This window comes from Nostoc sp. C057, from assembly GCF_013393925.1.
GTDB lineage: Bacteria > Cyanobacteriota > Cyanobacteriia > Cyanobacteriales > Nostocaceae > Nostoc > Nostoc muscorum_A.
This window is the reverse complement of the sequence record NZ_CP040288.1, coordinates 281,163-298,295: the sequence shown is the minus strand read 5'-3', so window position 1 is coordinate 298,295 and position 17,133 is coordinate 281,163. Positions and strand designations below refer to the sequence as shown.

At 42.0% G+C, this 17,133-nt stretch carries 14 protein-coding genes; 12 read left to right on the top strand and 2 right to left on the bottom strand.

The window, feature by feature from the left end; all coding sequences use genetic code 11:
- Positions 1-786: 786 nt before the first annotated feature.
- Positions 787-1,557, top strand: coding sequence for a DUF928 domain-containing protein (locus tag FD724_RS36005; protein WP_179076436.1), 771 nt, complete (start codon positions 787-789; stop codon positions 1,555-1,557).
- A gap of 39 nt (positions 1,558-1,596) precedes the next feature.
- Here FD724_RS36005 and FD724_RS36000 read toward each other — a convergent pair whose 3' ends face one another.
- Entirely contained in the window at positions 1,597-4,365 is a 2,769-nt protein-coding gene (locus FD724_RS36000; protein ID WP_179076435.1) for a CHAT domain-containing protein, read from the bottom strand.
- A 425-nt stretch (positions 4,366-4,790) separates the two neighbouring features.
- On the opposite strand from FD724_RS36000, the gene FD724_RS35995 reads away from it, so the two are divergent.
- The gene (locus tag FD724_RS35995; RefSeq protein WP_179076434.1) at positions 4,791-5,516 is read left to right on the top strand and encodes a tetratricopeptide repeat protein; all 726 of its coding nucleotides are present in this window, start codon (positions 4,791-4,793) and stop codon (positions 5,514-5,516) included.
- A gap of 175 nt (positions 5,517-5,691) precedes the next feature.
- Here FD724_RS35995 and FD724_RS35990 read toward each other — a convergent pair whose 3' ends face one another.
- The gene (locus tag FD724_RS35990) at positions 5,692-9,222 is read right to left on the bottom strand and encodes a filamentous hemagglutinin N-terminal domain-containing protein (RefSeq protein WP_179076433.1); all 3,531 of its coding nucleotides are present in this window, start codon (positions 9,220-9,222) and stop codon (positions 5,692-5,694) included.
- Between the two features lie 649 nt (positions 9,223-9,871).
- Here FD724_RS35990 and FD724_RS35985 point away from each other — a divergent pair.
- From FD724_RS35985 to FD724_RS35940, 10 genes are all read left to right on the top strand, one after another.
- Positions 9,872-10,483 (top strand): nitroreductase family protein, encoded by a 612-nt coding sequence (locus tag FD724_RS35985; protein WP_179076432.1) that lies wholly within the window; start codon positions 9,872-9,874, stop codon positions 10,481-10,483.
- Positions 10,484-10,520: 37 nt separating this feature from the next.
- On the top strand, positions 10,521-10,907 hold the full coding sequence (locus FD724_RS35980) for a nuclear transport factor 2 family protein (RefSeq protein WP_179076431.1): 387 nt from the start codon (positions 10,521-10,523) through the stop codon (positions 10,905-10,907).
- Between the two features lie 159 nt (positions 10,908-11,066).
- Entirely contained in the window at positions 11,067-12,005 is a 939-nt protein-coding gene (locus FD724_RS35975; protein ID WP_179076430.1) for an NAD(P)-dependent oxidoreductase, read from the top strand.
- Positions 12,006-12,025: 20 nt separating this feature from the next.
- Complete coding sequence (locus FD724_RS35970; RefSeq protein ID WP_179076429.1) at positions 12,026-12,433, top strand: hypothetical protein; 408 nt, start codon at positions 12,026-12,028, stop codon at positions 12,431-12,433.
- 126 nt (positions 12,434-12,559) lie between these two features.
- Positions 12,560-13,303 (top strand): SDR family oxidoreductase, encoded by a 744-nt coding sequence (locus FD724_RS35965; protein ID WP_179076428.1) that lies wholly within the window; start codon positions 12,560-12,562, stop codon positions 13,301-13,303.
- A gap of 216 nt (positions 13,304-13,519) precedes the next feature.
- On the top strand, positions 13,520-14,167 hold the full coding sequence (locus FD724_RS35960) for a nitroreductase (protein WP_179076427.1): 648 nt from the start codon (positions 13,520-13,522) through the stop codon (positions 14,165-14,167).
- A gap of 114 nt (positions 14,168-14,281) precedes the next feature.
- Complete coding sequence (locus tag FD724_RS35955; RefSeq protein WP_179076426.1) at positions 14,282-14,809, top strand: universal stress protein; 528 nt, start codon at positions 14,282-14,284, stop codon at positions 14,807-14,809.
- Between the two features lie 128 nt (positions 14,810-14,937).
- Positions 14,938-15,219 (top strand): hexameric tyrosine-coordinated heme protein, encoded by a 282-nt coding sequence (locus FD724_RS35950; protein ID WP_179070272.1) that lies wholly within the window; start codon positions 14,938-14,940, stop codon positions 15,217-15,219.
- A gap of 382 nt (positions 15,220-15,601) precedes the next feature.
- Positions 15,602-16,156 carry a DNA starvation/stationary phase protection protein Dps gene (gene dps, locus FD724_RS35945; protein ID WP_179076425.1) on the top strand — a complete coding sequence of 185 codons (555 nt, stop codon included), beginning with the start codon at positions 15,602-15,604 and terminating at the stop codon, positions 16,154-16,156.
- A 135-nt stretch (positions 16,157-16,291) separates the two neighbouring features.
- Positions 16,292-16,999 carry an alpha/beta fold hydrolase gene (locus FD724_RS35940; RefSeq protein WP_179076424.1) on the top strand — a complete coding sequence of 236 codons (708 nt, stop codon included), beginning with the start codon at positions 16,292-16,294 and terminating at the stop codon, positions 16,997-16,999.
- The last annotated feature ends 134 nt before the right edge of the window (positions 17,000-17,133 follow it).

Here is a 17,133-nt window from a genome sequence, read left to right as displayed (position 1 = left end):
GAGAGAGTTTTCGCGTCAGTTTTGGAACATTTTTTTATTTGGAAGTCCCTAAAGGAAAGATTAAAATCAATCTGAGATTAGAGAATGTCGATTACATCATGTCAACAAAAGCAATAGATTCTCAATAGAGTATAAATTAATCTCATTAATTTATACTTATTGCTAAAAGTTTCGCCATTGCTGTTAGTAAGTTTTGTCTGCGACACGCTACGTGTAGCTTGCTTCCCTGTAGAGGTACCAGGGTAACAGCCTGTTATAGCCATCACTTTCAGTTTTTCAAACTAAACCAAGCGAGAAATACTGATTATGAGCGTTGATTGTTAATCTTGTCCGTGGTCAAGAGTAATTTAGATGCGTTTGCTCTGGAAATTCCGAGTAAAACTGTTGTAATTGACTGTTTGAGCAGAAGTTTAACTCCGTCTATTATACCTCTATACTTCTAATGGGTATTATATAAATCAATTTATGCAGTTTTCAAATAAAAATTTCATAAATTATCTATGTGATTTTAAATGGTCGCATCCCGGTTTGCTACCAAGTTGTAACTATCAGACAGGATAGGTGAAGACGAGCGCATTTACCGATCTATCAGCTGCCACGCTCTCTCTTAAGAATTATCGAACAGAATTCACAGATGCATAATTTTATTTCTGTTATACCCATTTAAGATATAGAAGTAAAAAATCCTCATCTGAATTTCCATTTGACAAGCTTTTATTTTTCTGAACTTGACACCAATGGCAAGATTGTCAATAATTTGAGGATATTGGGTATTTATACTTGACTATGAAACTAAAAAATATACAGAAAATATTTTCTCTCTCTCAAAGCAAATTTGCGATCGCTCTACTTTTGGCACTGTTTAGCTGTACTAGTTATCCTTTGACATTTATAGCAAAGTCTCAGCAGCCAACTAGCAGTGGTAATCAAGCACCACAAGACGGATCGAGTAGAGGTAGACCTACTCAACGAGGAGGAGCAGGTAGCCGTGGTAACTGTCCATCTGTGGAAGTACCAATTGTAGCCTTAACACCTGAAAAAACAGTAAGTTCAGTTGTTGAAGCGAATCCCACTTTTTGGGTGTTTGTACCCTATCAACTTAAAGATGTACCTAACGGAGAATTTGTATTGCAAGATGAAGCAAACAACGACATTTACCGGGCTTCTTTTACCCTACCTAAGATACCAGGTATTGTTAGCTTTACTTTACCATCATCCGTATCGCTAGAAGTTAATAAAACATACCAATGGTACTTTAAAGTTTATTGTAATCAACAAAAATTCGACTCTGCATTTGTGCATGAATGGGTACAACGTATACCACTAAAGCCTGACTTGGAAAGGCAGTTAAAAACAACTACCACAATCCGCGATCGCATTCAACTATATACCCAAAATGGTATTTGGTACTCAGCCCTGACAGAATTAGCAAAACTCCGCCTTGCTGAACCAAAAAATGCCACTCTAGACAATGAATGGGCTAATCTACTGAGAAATATTGATCTAGAAAATTTGTTCCAAAAACCTCTTGTGGGAGAAGTAAAAATTAAACAGTAGTGGCGCAAAGATGTCCCTTCTAATTGTTCCTTGTGCTTTTCAAAGCCAGTTTCCGACCAAAATGTATGGTGCCCATAAATAAGGAATTTCATAATCAGTCAATAGTTGAATTTGAGCGCGACGAACAGCTTCAGCTTTAGTTACTTTACTATTTCCTAATTCTTGATAGAACTTACTCATAAATTGAGCAGTAGATTTATCATCTACCGCCCACAAAGTTGCTAAGGTACTCCGAGCGCCTGCACGGACTGCTATACCAGCAAGTCCTAAAGTAGCTCGTTTGTCTCCTTGAGCAGTTTCACAAGCACTTAAGACAAGTAGTTCAATAGCGCTAGATTCTCTTTGTCCACTGAGCCGAATTAAATTATCAAAATCCTTAGCTTTTAAGAGTTGTTCCCAAGTTAAAATAAATGTTTTACTGGGATTAGAACTAAACTCGCCATGAGTTGCTATATGAACTACTGTATATGGTATTTTTTTAATTTGATTCTGTAAATTTATTTTGGTAAAAGCTTGATTAAATAGTTCTGCATTTATAGGTATAGCTGATTGAATTTGTTGTAATTCAACTTCTACATTTTTGAGTTTAGCAAATGAACGTCCTTCAATTTTGCGTTGCTCACTTACCCCAGCAATTAATCCATTTATCTGCACTTTTTGTAAAGATTTTGGTTCAATTAATTGTAACCCTGGAGCTAAGGAGATAGCATATTTTTGAATTAAATACTTTCGGTGTTCCCGATCGTATAAAATCGCCATTGGAATATTTCGTAAGTCACCATCTAGTACAAATACTAGGGTTTTTATATTCATTTTTTCTAATTCAATTTCTAAAGGTTTAATTAGCCAACTATAAACCTGTTGAGATAACTTATTAACATCATTTATCCTGTCTGGTTCTCTCAAATATTGTTGTAATTTTTCTAAAACACTTTCAACATCTCTAGATTTCTTATTAATTGTGTAATGAGATAATTCAGTTTTATTTGGTAACTTGAGAATAATGTCTATATGGTCTGCCAAAATAATCGGATAAATTACTGCTGCGGTGCCATCTGTGTTATCAACTACCTCATCAATTTGTTCGGGTACGGCTTTTAAACAAGCTTCTCTGAAGAAATTTTCTAGTTCAGCTAGTTGGAGTGTTTCAAGTATGCCACGAGCTTGCTTTAGATTTTTTTGACTAATGCTTTCTTTTGAACTAACTGTAGATGAAGATTGCAAAAGTAAATCAACCAATTGTCGGTAAACGGGTTCTATATTATCCCGAAAAGAAAATTGTACATCTGGATTGAGAGTAATTAAATCATTGCGTAAATATTTGAGAGTATTTACCGCTTCAGTGTAGTTAGCGATCGCTCCAGTCATATCTCCTTGTATTCTAAGTATGTACCCTAGTTGCCATTGCCACAAATAACCTATATCCCCAGCTTTTATCGCTTGGGCTACCATTAAAGCTTCCTGTGTCAGCTTTTGAGCATTAGATATATCCTGGTTTTCTAGATATAATCCACCTAATGCGCCTAAACCATAAGCAACTGAACGCCCATCATCCATGCTTCTAGCCTGCTGTACAGATGTCGCTAACATTTGAGCAATTTCTTTCGATGAAGGAATGTCTGCATTAGTAGCTTGTTTCAAGCACACCAAGTTCTGAGCAAAATTAATTTGTGCGTAATTTGCTGTGTGGCTTGGGGGGATTTTAGCTAGCTTTACTTGAATTTCAGAAGATAACTTCTTAGCTTGTGACCATTGCTGAAGTTTCAACAATATACTCAAATGATTAAGTTGAGCTTGGATTTGTGAGAGTGGTGAGGTTGCGGTGGTAACAGCTTCCTCATAGAACTGCCCTGCTTGTTGATAAAATTTGAGAGATTCTGTAGAGACAGGTCTATTTATACAATGTAACGGAGTATAGTTTTCAAAATTAACACTGTTTTGCTGCGAGATTTGGCTATTACCTAAAGCAAGTGCGGTATTACCTAAACTCAGCAGCGTAGCACTGATTTCTGAAGGAGATTGTAATTTTTTGGCGATGTCTCGGCTTTGTTGTAAAACCTTAAAGGATGGTTCTAAATCACCGACTAATTGCAAAACATCACCAAAGCTACGTAAAGCTATAGCTTTAACAAGCGAATCTGGTTGCTGTTCAAGACGGGGTTGTAATTCTTCTAAGGTGGTGCGAGCTTGGCGGTAAAGCCCTAATGCTTGCTCTGCCATACTTTGGTTAATCAAACTGCGGGTGATACCAACTTCATCACCTGCTTGAGCATAAGTATTAGCAGATTGCTTCCATGAGTCTAAAGCTTGTTCAGTTCTGCCTAGTTCTAATTGCAGATTTCCTTGAATATCTAGAGTTTGTGCCAAGATTATTGCGAAGTTGTGAGTTCTGAGTTGTGAATTTTTTAAAAGGTTGAGACTTTGTGTAATTGCAGCTTCTGCTTTTTTCCACTGTCCAAGTTGCTTAAAGACTAACGAAAGATTGCTTAACGCCATTGCCTTTCCTAGTTCGTCTTTTTGCAGATTAAAAGCATCTGCTGCTTGCTGCAAAATTATTACTGCTTTAGATAACTGTCCAGTTTCATAGAGTTTTTGGCCTTGTTCAACCAATAGTTGAGCATTTGGTTGGGTCTGGGTAAATTGAGAGAAGGCAGGAACTGAAATTCCCCAAACGCTTAACAAGGTAGCCAAAACAGCTATTGTAATTCTTCTTAACCACTTCCTAAAATAAAGGCGATTGCAAGTCACGATCGTACTTTTGAGAAAGTGCTGTACTATAAGGGAAAATCGAAATCTTTTTTTTGTCATTGACTCTGCCTCTTTCTTATGTAACAAAGCAATGAAAGCTAGAGTATTACCAATATAATACTTTTTTTAATTAAACCATATTTACAGTATTCTCAATTTATAATATATATTTTTTTCCTCTTGTTGACATAGATATCAATTGTCAGATGCAATTACAGCAGAATTTAGGAGTAAAACAGGCTTAATGTCTCGCTACCAGAGCTAGATTGTGTACTCAATCAACTTAAAATACGCGTTATCATACTTTTAGTTGGTATTATGCAATAATATGAATCTTTTAATATTTTGATAAAATCCGACTGTTAATTTTAAAAATTTTCTTGAATCAAGCCGTTTGATTTTTTCTCACTATCTGCATAATATTGATTTGCTTACACCCATAAAGATATAGAAGTAAAGTTTCACATCATCAAGATAAACAGTATATGTCAATAGCTTCTAGCATTAAGCAAAATAATTCTCGTGAATTCGTGAACAGTACTACAACTAATGCCCTGGAGGATGGTACAAAAAGAAGTAGCGAATTAGTCTTGGATGAAAAATATTTACGCTCTAGTGCTTTGAAATTGGCTAAACAAGAACAATATAGTAAGGCGATCGTATTGTTTAGCCAACTAATTGACTACGATTCTCATAACGCCATTTATTTTAATAACCGAGGGCTAATTTATTTTCAGATTGGTGCAAAAGAAAAAGCTTTTTGTGACTATCAAACTGCTCTACAACTTAATCCCAGATTAGCGGGTGCTTATAACAATCGAGCAAATTATTATGCTGTTTGCGGTAATTTAGTAGCAGCGATCGCCGACTACGACCAGGCAATTGATTTAAATCCTAGCTATGTTCGAGCTTGGATTAATCGAGGTATTACCTTACGTGACTTAGGGCAATACGAAGAAGCTATTGAGAATTTTGAGATGGCGCTATTTTTCGGGCCACTAGAAGCTTACATTTTGGCTGAATATGGCAGAACTTATCATCTTTGGGGTGATTGGAATTGTGCAATTACTGCTTATAATCGTGCTTTCACACTACTGTCCTCTGTCGTTCAGAAAAAGGAAGTTTTTGGTTATTGCTTGCATTTACAACTTTCAAGTTGGTTAAACGAGATATTACTTTCTCAGTCTTCTAATTGTTTAGAAATAGACTGATAAAGTAGGTGAGTTTTATTAGTTATATACTGGCTTATAACGCAATAAGGTTCAGTTAGCCATAAAAACCTTAACCTGCATAGGTTGGCTTAAGGAACGTAGCTTGCTTCCCGCAGGGTAACTCAACATTTTCAGGGCTTCTCTTACACTTGATTCCAGGAAAAAGCAACTTGCATTATTTTTGAATAGCGGCGGCTTGAGATGGACAAGCTACGATAGGCAAATCCCCGGTGGAGGCGATCGCAGAATTAAAAGTATTGGTATGAGTAGGTATAGGTGCAAAGGCTGTTAGCTCCACTGTGCCAGACTTGTTAATTACCCAACCAGTAGCTTCCACAATAGTCGGGCTGATTTGCGGAACTTCTAATTTAGGGCTTTTACTCCTCCTGAAGTGTGAATTCTCCCCCACACTTGCACTCCTTTGTTCTTGAGGATTCAATGTCACCCAATTAACAGTTGCAGTTTGATTAGTGCGAAGCGCTTGGGTTGGTAGAGGTGGTAAACCGCCGCGTCCGGTGATGGTAAACGAATTACCTTTATTTGCTGGACAGCCTTGAGCAATCAAACCAGACCGATCTACAAAATCAGTTGGCAATGGGACTAATCCCGAACTGGGATCTACATCTGGTGTATTGACTTGCACTGAACCATCGAACTGTGGACTAGCCCCTGTAGCAGTGATATCACTTTGTGGAGTTTGTGTATTGCTGCGATACTGCATCCCAAAAATGCTTTGGGCATTAATTGCGACTCGACCACCACGAAAATCTCTAGAATTAGCGCTGATATCACTATTTTCTTGGGGAACAGCAATGATGAAACCATCTGGTGCATTGATGGTGATATTACCTCCGGGAATATTTTCGCCAGTGGCATTGGTAGTGATAGAACTTCCATTGCGTAATAGTAACAAGGGAGTACGCAAAAAGATATTTCCTCCACCGCCTGTGGTGTCAGCTCGGATGCTGCTCTGGTTGTTGAGATAAATGCGATTGGCATCCACAGACAGCGAACCTGCATTGCCTGTACCCGAACTACTGACCGTCACTTCTGCCTGATTTTGAATGCTGAGGGTTCCCGTTTGGAGATTTAAGTCCCCACCCGCACCACTACCACCAGTCCCAGCAGCAATGATCGAACCATCACCTGTGAGAGTAATCGACTCTGGGGCAGCAATGGTCAACGCTCCACCTCGACCACTGTCAGAGGTAGAGGCAGAAATTTGTGCCCCGTCTTGCAGCTTCACTCTGACACTTTGCTCGTTTCCTCGTGGCTGAATGGTCAAGCTACCTGCATCTCCTGTACTGGTGGTACCAGCGAACAGACCACTGGTTGTCCCAGATAGTTGGAGGTCTGGAGTGTTCACAGTGATGTCGCCTGCATGACCATTGCTAGAAGTCGTGGTGAGCAGTTGCCCGCCACCACTCAAACCCACCGTGTCGGCACTGACTATGATGTCACCACCCCGTCCACTACTGAAGGATTGAGCATTGAGAACTCCACCACTAGTGACCTGCAAATTTCTTGTTTCAACGCGAATTTCACCTCCGTTCCCAGTAGCTAATGGTTTAGTGCTAGTAAATAAGCCACTTGCATCCCCTGAGAAATTTACACCAGAGAGATTTACTGTATCCAAGGTAGCAATGCTGATATTGCCAGCATCTCCTTTTCCAGAGGTGGTCGCTGAGAGTTGAGCGCCATTGAAGAGTGAGAGCGATCGCGCTGTGATGTTGATATTGCCTCCCTTGCCCATTGCCCCTGGCTCAAGCGTGCTGATAGCATCTCCCCCATTAAACAAGACAGTGTTGCTTGCCTGAATCTGAATATTCCCGGCATTGCCTTGCGCTTCAGCGTTCGTGATGATTCGCCCTTGGTCAGAAACAGACAGTGAGCCTGTAGTAATGATTACGTCTCCCCCGTTTCCCAGAGATCCTGGCGTCGCCGAGGTAAATACCCCACTGCGGTTGTCTGTAAGAGTAGGGGCTGTTCCACTAATCTGTACGGTGTCACGAGCATGGATGGTAACGCGACCGGCATTGCCTGTCCCACCAACATTGGCTGTATTCACGGCCCCCCCGTTGGTTAAAAACAGCGACCCAGTTGCGATTGTCACATTTCCTCCTTGACCCACAGATCCTGGCTCCACTCTTGTAAAGATAGTGCTGGCTACGGCTCCATCTGAGGATTCACCATCCAGGGAGACGCGATCATTGGCATTGATATTCACGCTGCCAGCATTTCCCTGTCCATTCGTGCTGGCAATCAATTGAGCGCCATTGGTAAAAGAAAGCGACTTTGTGGTGATGTTGATATCGCCAGTATTACCAATGCCACTTTGTTCCACGGTATGGAATAGATAACTGCCATCAAAAGAGACGCGATCGCGGGCATTAATATTCACACTGCCTACGTCTCCCTGTCCCCTTGCGCTCAAAATCAGTTGAGTGCCCCCTGTAAGAGAAAGCGATCCCGTAGTAATATTAATACTGCCAGTGTTACCGTTAGCAGTGTTTTGTACAGCACTGAATACACTACTGCCATCCAAAGAGACGCGATCGCGGGCAATAATATTTACACTGCCTACGTCTCCCTGTCCACTGGTGACAGAAATCAGTCGTGCGTCGCCTGCAAGAGAAAGCGATCCAGTGGTGATAGTAATAGTACCTGCGTTACCCTTGCCTCCAGGAAGTACTTCGTTACGAATTGTGCTGCCATCAAGCAGGTTTATTGTTTCTGTCGCATCGAGCTGAATATCCCCTGCTTGAGCGCCAACAAAGCCCAAACCTTCATCGATTCCTACCCGAAGTCTACTTCCCCCACTCAGGGTCAAGTTTCGAGCCGTAACCGCAATACTCCCAGCACCCCCAGCAAGAACGTTTATCCTAGCATTGTTGCTGAGAGAAACATCTGCCCGTGCTACATTATCGGGAAAACTCAACCGCCAATCTTCGTCAGTGGTTGATAAACCAACCGTCCCTACCCCCCCACCAATACTCCCTAACTCGACATAGCTTCCTGGACTAGTTAACCGTCCACCATCCAGTTGAACCGATCCTCCAATCAGTAATAGGTTTTGTCTTGGGGGAACTTGTAAACCTGTTTCATTCGCAGTCGATTGATTGACAATCAGCTGGGGCGTTAGTTGGTTAAAGAAGAGAGCATTGGGATTAACGGTTAGCAATTGACTGGGTAAAGGTTGAGTCGCATTGCTGCTAAACAATTCACCATTAGCAAACCCGATCGCGTTAGCAGTAGTGGCAACAAAAGAACCCCCGATGTTAAGTGACGCACCTGCACCAAAAATAATGCCATTAGGGTTGAGCAAGAACAAGTTGGCTGTACCATTAACACTAATTAACCCATCAATATTAGATATAGATTTACCTGTGACTCGACTAATAATATTTTGAATATTCAGGCTATTGTTAAAATCGGCTATACTTCCAGTGGGAACAGAAAACTCACTAAAGCTGTGGAATAAATTGCTTCCCGCAGTAGTTCCACCTTCAATTTTTATAGTGTTGCCAATTTTTTGAATATTAGAATTAATGGGTAAAGTATTATCTGAAGTAATTTGAGCGTAGGCGCAGCCCGTCGTAGACATCGCACAATTACCAGTGCAAATTACTGCACTGGTAATGGCAATGTTTGACCATTTGAATAAATTTAAATCTCTCATTGCCTTCATAATTTTATTCAGTTTCAAGATTATTTACTTCACTTGAAGAAACTTAAAAGTCTTGCCATGAAAACTTCAAGTTATTATATAAAATTGTTTGTTTACCTATTCTTTGTATGTGATAAATACAGCTAAATCTTTTATATTTTACATTTAGCAAAGGTTTTTTCTTTATTAAGAGAGTTTATATCAAAATTGTCAAAATTAATAGTATTACAAATAACAATGTAATAAAGCTTAAGCAATCGCCTGTGGTGTCAGATCGGATACTGCCTTGGCTGTTGAGATACATGCAATTGGCATCCACAGACAGGGAACCTGTGAGAAGAATCGACTCCTGTGCGCTACGACGATGGAGAAAAAATTTTTATCACTGGCTGCATAATATTGATTTGCTCACACCCATAGATATATAGAAGTCAAGTTTCACATCATCAAGATAAACAATATATGTTAACGCAACCAACGATGCTCTTTTGTCTTATCTGGAAATGTTCGCATCTAAAATTGGTTATAGCAGGAAACAGCCTTGAAAGTCACTTGATGTTAGGGTTTTACGATCAATTGATGTCCTAACCTATCTGGTAACTGCTATATGTTTGACAAATCCTGAATGTATAGTCATTTCATATTCAATCAAGACTAGTTAGGCAGTACAAGAACCAAAGGAGCGATTATGTCTGAAAAGAAAGCGTTAACAGACTATCCAATTCATGAATTACTCGCAGAACGCTGGAGTCCTTATGCCTTCCAGGATCGTCCGGTTTCACAAGCCGATATCTGTTCATTATTCGAGGCGGCTCGGTGGTCAGCATCTTCCTACAACGAGCAACCCTGGAGCTATCTTGTCGCCACCAAGGAAAACCCTGACTATTTTCAACAACTCCTATCGTGTCTGATGGAAGCAAACCAGATATGGGCGCAAAACGCTCCGGTTGTGGCTCTGGGCATTGCCAGTCTCAGATTTACTCGCAATAACCAAGAGAACAAGGCTGCTATTCACGACCTCGGACTTGCTAGCGGCAATCTTGTGGTAGAGGCAACGGCACGCGGAATTTGTGTCCATCAGATGATCGGTATCCTTCCCGACAAAACGCGCGAGTTGTTTGACATCCCTCAAGGTTTTGAAGCGTGGACAGCTATGGCAATTGGATATCAAGGAGATCCGATGACACTCCCAGATGCTCTCAAGGAACGTGACCTGATGCCCAGGCAACGAAAGCCGCTGAATCAATTCGTATTCAGTGGGAAGTGGGGTAATCCCTCGCCGTTGGTGCTGAAGCAGTAACACCTAACCAGGCTTAACTCAATGAGAAAAAATGCAAATGAACGCTCTAGAAATTGTCAAGCAGGCTTACATTTACCTAAACAAAAAAGATATTCCTCATTATTTTTCTCTGATGTCTCCTAATGTCGAATTCTATCAAACAGAAGAACTTCCTTGGGGCGGTCACTATCGTGGCTTTGATGAAAGCAAGATTTTTTTCTCCAAGTTTACACCTCTAATTGATTCAGAAGTCGAGATATCTCATTACATTCAAGCGGGCGATCGCATCGTTGCGATTGGTAAGACTAGTGGCGTCGCAAAGCAAACCGGAAAGGCATTCAGTTGTAACTTGGCTCACATTTGGACAGTCAAAGATGAAAAAATTGTTCGATTAGAAGTTTACATCGATACTCATGTCATCAAAGGCGTACTAATATCAGCCTAATTAGTCGTTTTAATTCGTCTTATCTATTATAGTTGTCGCCTAATAAGGTTTTTGGATTTTTCAAGCCAGGCAGAGCAAGAATTCCACACACCAATTTTTTATAAAGCGACAAGTCTATTCTCTAAAAATAATTCACAGATATTAGCAGGAGGTTTACAGATGAAGATTTTTGTTGCAGGCGCAACCGGAGTAATCGGTCGTCCGCTAATCGCACAATTGCTTGCCAAAGGTCACGATGTGGTTGCATTGACCCGTTCTTCAGAAAACATGCAAACTTTTACCGAACAAGGTGTAGAACCTGCGATCGCAGATGTATTTGATGCAGATGCTGTCAAAGCGGCTCTAGTTCGCGCTCAACCGGAAGTGGTAATCGAACAACTCACCGCACTACCCAAAACCTACACTGGCGAATCAATGAGTGCTGCCGCACCATTCAATCGGCGTATTCGTTTAGAAGGGGGTGCTAATGTCTTGGCAGCAGCACAAGCGGCAGGCGTGCGCCGTTACCTGAGACAGTCGATCGCATTCTGGGCAGTTCCCGGTACTGGATTGGCAGATGAAGAAACACCGCTATCGTTGGATGCTTCGCCCGCCGTTGCTACCGATGCACACACTGTCACCGAAATTGAGCATCGCCTCCTGGAAAGGCCCAACCTAGAAGGGATTGCCCTGCGGTATGGCTTCTTCTACGGTCCTGGTACTTGGTTTGCTACTGATGGCGACGTTGCCAACCAGGTGCGACACCAACAATTCCCAATCGTTGGGAATGGAAAAGGTGTATGGTCGTGGTTACACGTTGACGATGCAGCGATCGCCACAGTTGCAGCAGCAGAGCGAGGCAATCCTGGCATTTACCTAATTACGGACGATCAACCCTTAGCGGTGCGCCAGTGGCTTTCTGCTTATGCCCAATGGCTCAATGCTCCACCACCTTTGCAGGTATCGGTTGAGGATGCTCTGCGAATTAGTGGTGCGGATGCTGTTTATTATGGTACCCAGATGCGAGGCGCATCGAATGCTAAAGCAAAACGCGAATTAAATTTTCAGCCTCGACCCTTGGAATGGATGGTTAACACCGCCGTGGCTCATGCCAGTTAAAAATTTAAGGGAAAGTAAAGATGAAGATTGCTCAATATGGAACAGCGATCGTGGTCATCCATGCGATTGTACATGGACTACATGGTTTAGCACATGTGGAAATCCCAGTTCCTCTCTCAATACTTCAGAGTTTATTTGTGGGTATTGTAATTTATGCGATTCCCATCATTGCAGTAGTCTTACTTTGGACACAGTTTTACCGTATTGGTAGCTGGCTCTTGCTGAGTTCAATGGCAGCATCAGTCCTTTTTGGAATCTACAATCATTTGATCGTAATTAGTTCGGATCATCTGTCTCAAGTTTCTTTTGCAGGTTGGGGATTGCTATTCCAAATCACAGCTATTCTGACATTAATTGTGGATGGATTCGGCTGTTGGATTAGCATCTGGGCATTGAAAACCATTCAGGAACCAGAAAAGGTTATATGAATTGTTTCGATCATTTTCATCACTATCATCTGTTATTGTTTACTTGCTTGCTCCCAATTTAGAGCAGTTTTCTTCCATTAGAAATACACACTGAATTATCCAATTTCTCATTGCACGGGATCTAATATGAATCACATACTCAAGAATAAACGCGCACTCATTACTGGAGGCAGTCGCGGCATCGGGGCAGGGATCGTCAAGCGTTTAGCAAGTGTTGGTGCTGATGTCGCTTTCACCTATACTAGTTCACCCGATCGGGCTAACGAAATTGTGCAGGCAGCGCAGGCACTAGGTGTTCAAGCTCTTGCTATCCAAGCCGATAGTGCCGATGCCAGTGCGGTAGTCGCGGCTGTTGAAGAGACTGTGAACAAATTGGGCAGCATTGATATTCTCGTTAACAATGCGGGCGTACTGGCGATCGGCCCAATCGACGATTTCACGCTGGCAGACTTTGATCGAACCTTTGCCATTAACGTGCGTGCTGTATTTGTGGCGACGCAAGCCGCAGTCAAGCACATGAAAGAGGGCGGACGCATCATCAACATCGGCAGCACCAACGCCGAACGTATGCCATTTCCTGGTGGCGGCGTATATGCCATGAGTAAATCTGCTTTGCAAGGGCTTGTGCAAGGACTGTCGCGTGACCTTGGCCCACGCGGGATTACGATTAACAACGTGCAGCCCGGGCCGATCGCTACAGATATGAATCCCTCAGAGGGGGAGTTTGCCGAGATGCTCAAAAAGCACATTGCGGTAGCCCGCTACGGCACGGTTGACGAGGTTGCGGGGCTGGTTGCTTATCTGGCTGGCCCTGAATCCGGTTACATCACCGGCGCAAACCTGATGATTGACGGAGGGTTCAGTGCATAACTGCCGTAGGTGGATGCCTAATACCAATTCGTAATTCAGCAAGCCGGATCTATGCTGGGCTTGGCTCTGTTGCTTGATTTTAGAGAATTGGTATAAGTCAGGGGTAAATTCCTGGCTTAGGCATCCAAGTAAGGATTAAAAGAGCATATTTATTAGGTAAATTTCTTGAATCCTAGTTTGGCGATCACATTTATTTCTCATAGAGGTTGATAAAATATGTTTGATCTTGATCAAACTATTAAAGACCGACACTCAACACGCAAATTCTTATCTCAACCAGTACCACGGGCTTTGCTCGATGAAGCCCTGGCTCTAGCGCAGCTTTCACCGTCGAATTCAAACATCCAGCCGTGGCGATTGGTGTTTGCCCAAGGCGGATGTCGTGATCGCTTGCAAGAAGCTTTGCTAAACCTTGCCAAGCAGCAACCCAACATCTCTCCTTTGCCTTCCACCTTCCAGCATTACCGCCAGGAACTGGGAGCGCAAGTCTACGGAGCGATGGGGATTGCTCGTGACGATAAAGCGAACAGACAGTTGGCCGTTCTGCGTAATTACGAATTTTTTGGCGCACCAATGGTTGCTATTGTCTGTATGCACCAAGATTTGGGTGTTGCCGATGCTTTAAGTGTGGGGATGTATTTACAAACGCTGGTGTTAAGCCTAACCGCTCGTGGCATTGGCACCTGCGTAGAGGTTTCGCTAGCGACTTATCCCGAAATCATCCGTAACGAATTGAACATCCCACCGGAATTATTAATCATTTGTGGTTTAGCCGTTGGCTATCCCGATCCTGATTTTCCCGCTAATCATTTGCATATAAGCCGTGAGTCCGTTGAGAACAACGTCTCGTTTCAGGGCGATTGACAAAAAGCTATCTTTTTTCTACTAGATGCTAAACACAAGTGCAAAAGAGTATCTGCGTTCTTACTGCCATTAATGGTTGAAAAATTCTTTGATTTGTTTGATCCAGGAGATTTTATGTTTAGCAAGATTCTAGCTGCAATTGACCGTTCCCCAAATGGTAATGCTGTTTTTGATGAAGCGCTTACTCTAGCAAAGGCAACTAAAGGAAGCCTAATGCTGTTGCATATTCTATCTAGTGAAGAAAAGGATAGCCCCCAAATACCTTCACTGATTACTCTCGAATATCATCCATTACATGGAGAACTTCTAGAGGATTATTGGAAGCAGTGGCAAAGTTACGAAGAAGAGGGTTTCAAATTATTGCGATCGTATACAGAAGCAGCAACCAATGCCGGGGTGAGTACTGAATTCACCCAAAATTCTGGCAACCCCAGCCGGAATATCTGTGAACTTGCTCAAACTTGGGGCGCTGACTTAATTGTGATCGGTCGTCGAGGACATTCTGGTTTGAATGAGTTGATATTAGGCAGCGTGAGTAATTATGTTTTTCACCATGCTCCTTGTTCCGTGCATGTTGTTTATGCTCCAGTTCCTCTTAAATCTGAAGTCCCCGTAGCCAATAAAGTTCAAGTAGTTCATTAAGAATGGACTGTAAATATCTTTGTTGGTAGTAATGCAAAAGTTAGGTTCATAAACTTCAAGCTTTTGCCTTAGTTTTGCCGTGGAATCGAAATTGTTCTCAAGTAAACATTAATTCAGGAAATTTTGACATGGATAATGTAATAGCCCCGACCAATTCATCTGTTGTAAAACCACCTGAAGTTACATTGGTGCCTAATAACTCACTATTGACTGAAACACCAGAAGCAGGACGACAACTGGCAGTCAAAATGGCACGGCTAATTATTAAACTGACTCAGCCTGATGAAGAAAAACGCAACCAACTGCGAGATGTTTATGGCAATGATGCCATGATGCTGATTGCAGTTGGACAGACGGTTGCAACAGAGTTTGCCACGATTGCAGCTGCTAATAACTACTGGCAGAAGTAATATCAATACGGTTCGCTTAAAGGGGAAAGGGACTCATGTTTTGAATACATCCTTTCCCCAGACCACAAGGAAAGTGAAAAAACTGCTTACTGCACACTTGCAAATCGAGTCCCCCGTTTAGAGATTCAAAAAATTTCTCTACTCCAAAATTGTGTTGAAATCGTTTGTTCATATTTACTTCGGTCATTCACCTCTATCTAAACTTGTGTTTCCCTAAACGTTTACTCACAGGACTTACGCAAAATACGTCTCAAATTCTTATTCCTCCATGTTCTCTGTGTCTCTGTAGTAACCTGCGGCAAGCCGCTTTGCATCTACATCTTTTAACTATCTGTGCGTAAGTCCTAACTCATTACAAAACAACATATTGGGAGTAGAACTTATGGTTGCAACAACTAAGCAAAATGACACTAAATCATTCGTTTACTCAACCCGAATTGATATTCCCGTAGAAATCCGATCGCAAGTAAATACGTTACTCAATCAAAGCTTGGCAACTGCGATCGACTTGAAGACCCAGATCAAATATGCTCACTGGAATGTTAAAGGTAAAGATTTTTATCAACTGCATCTACTGTTTGATGAAATTGCTTCCGAAGTTGAAGAATTTATTGATTTGATTGCCGAACGGATCGCAACATTGGGGGGAAAAGCACTGGGAACCGCCCGGATTGCTGCCAAAGAATCCGAATTGCCTGAGTATCCCTTCGATGCTGTTGATGGCACAGATCATGTCATTGCACTTGGCGATCGCTTGGCAATTTATGCCAAATCTCTCCGCAAAAACATTGATAAAACAAATGATCTGGGTGATATGGATACCAATGATCTCTTTATTGAGATTTCACGGGTGATAGACAAGCGGTTGTGGTTTCTAGAAGCGCATCTGCAAACCTCATTTCAGAACAAAGATCATTCAGACCGAAGCGAGGAGTGATTGATGAAGAATAACTTATTTACACGTCGAAGATTATTGAATGTAGGAATTTTCATAGGTTTAGGTTTTACTACTACCCCACTGATTGCACTTGCAAAACCTCAGAAGCATTCACATCAAACGAAGGAGACTAAAATGGCTGCTAATAATATCGTGCTGGTGCATGGAGCCTTTGCCGACAGTTCAAGTTGGAGCAAGGTGATCCCACTACTGCAAGACAAAGGCTTTCGTGTTACAGCAGTGCAGATTCCGCTCACCTCCCTTGCAAACGACGTTGCTGTAGTAGAGCAGGTTCTTGCAGCTCAGACAGATCCGACAATTCTCGTCGGTCATTCTTATGGAGGTGCAGTCATTACAGTTGCTGGAGCCAATGCACCAAATGTTATTGGATTGGTGTACATTGCAGCTTATGCACCCGATACAGGAGAAAGCCTTGGCGACTTAAATGGGCGTTTCCGCACCCCATCTGGTTCTTCCCATGTCCGTCCTGTTTATAATAATCAGTTCCTTGAGATTGATCCTGATACTTTTCAAGAGGCATTTGCTCAGGATGTTGAAACTGTTCAAGCACGTGTGATGGCTGCTGTACAGAAGCCGATCGCAATCAAGAACTTTGACGATAAAGTGACCAAACCAGCCTGGAAGTCTAAGCGATCGTGGTATCAAGTATCTGATAATGATCGCATGATTTCACCAGAACTAGAGCGTTTTATGGCGAAGCGTATCGGGGCAACGGTCATTTCATTACCATCAAGCCATGCCTCAATGGTTTCACATCCTGTGGAAGTAGCAAATCTGATTATTGAAGCAGCAAAGGTAGAAGCCTCAAGTAAAGTTCATTAACCTTAATTATTTATACGCTGGTTAAGCGATCGCTAACCCTTATGGGCGTTGGGTTGACGCATTAAATCAAACCTACGTCTATCGGATTTTGGAATCGGCAAATCAGGAAAGTGTTCTGATTTTAGAGGAATTCA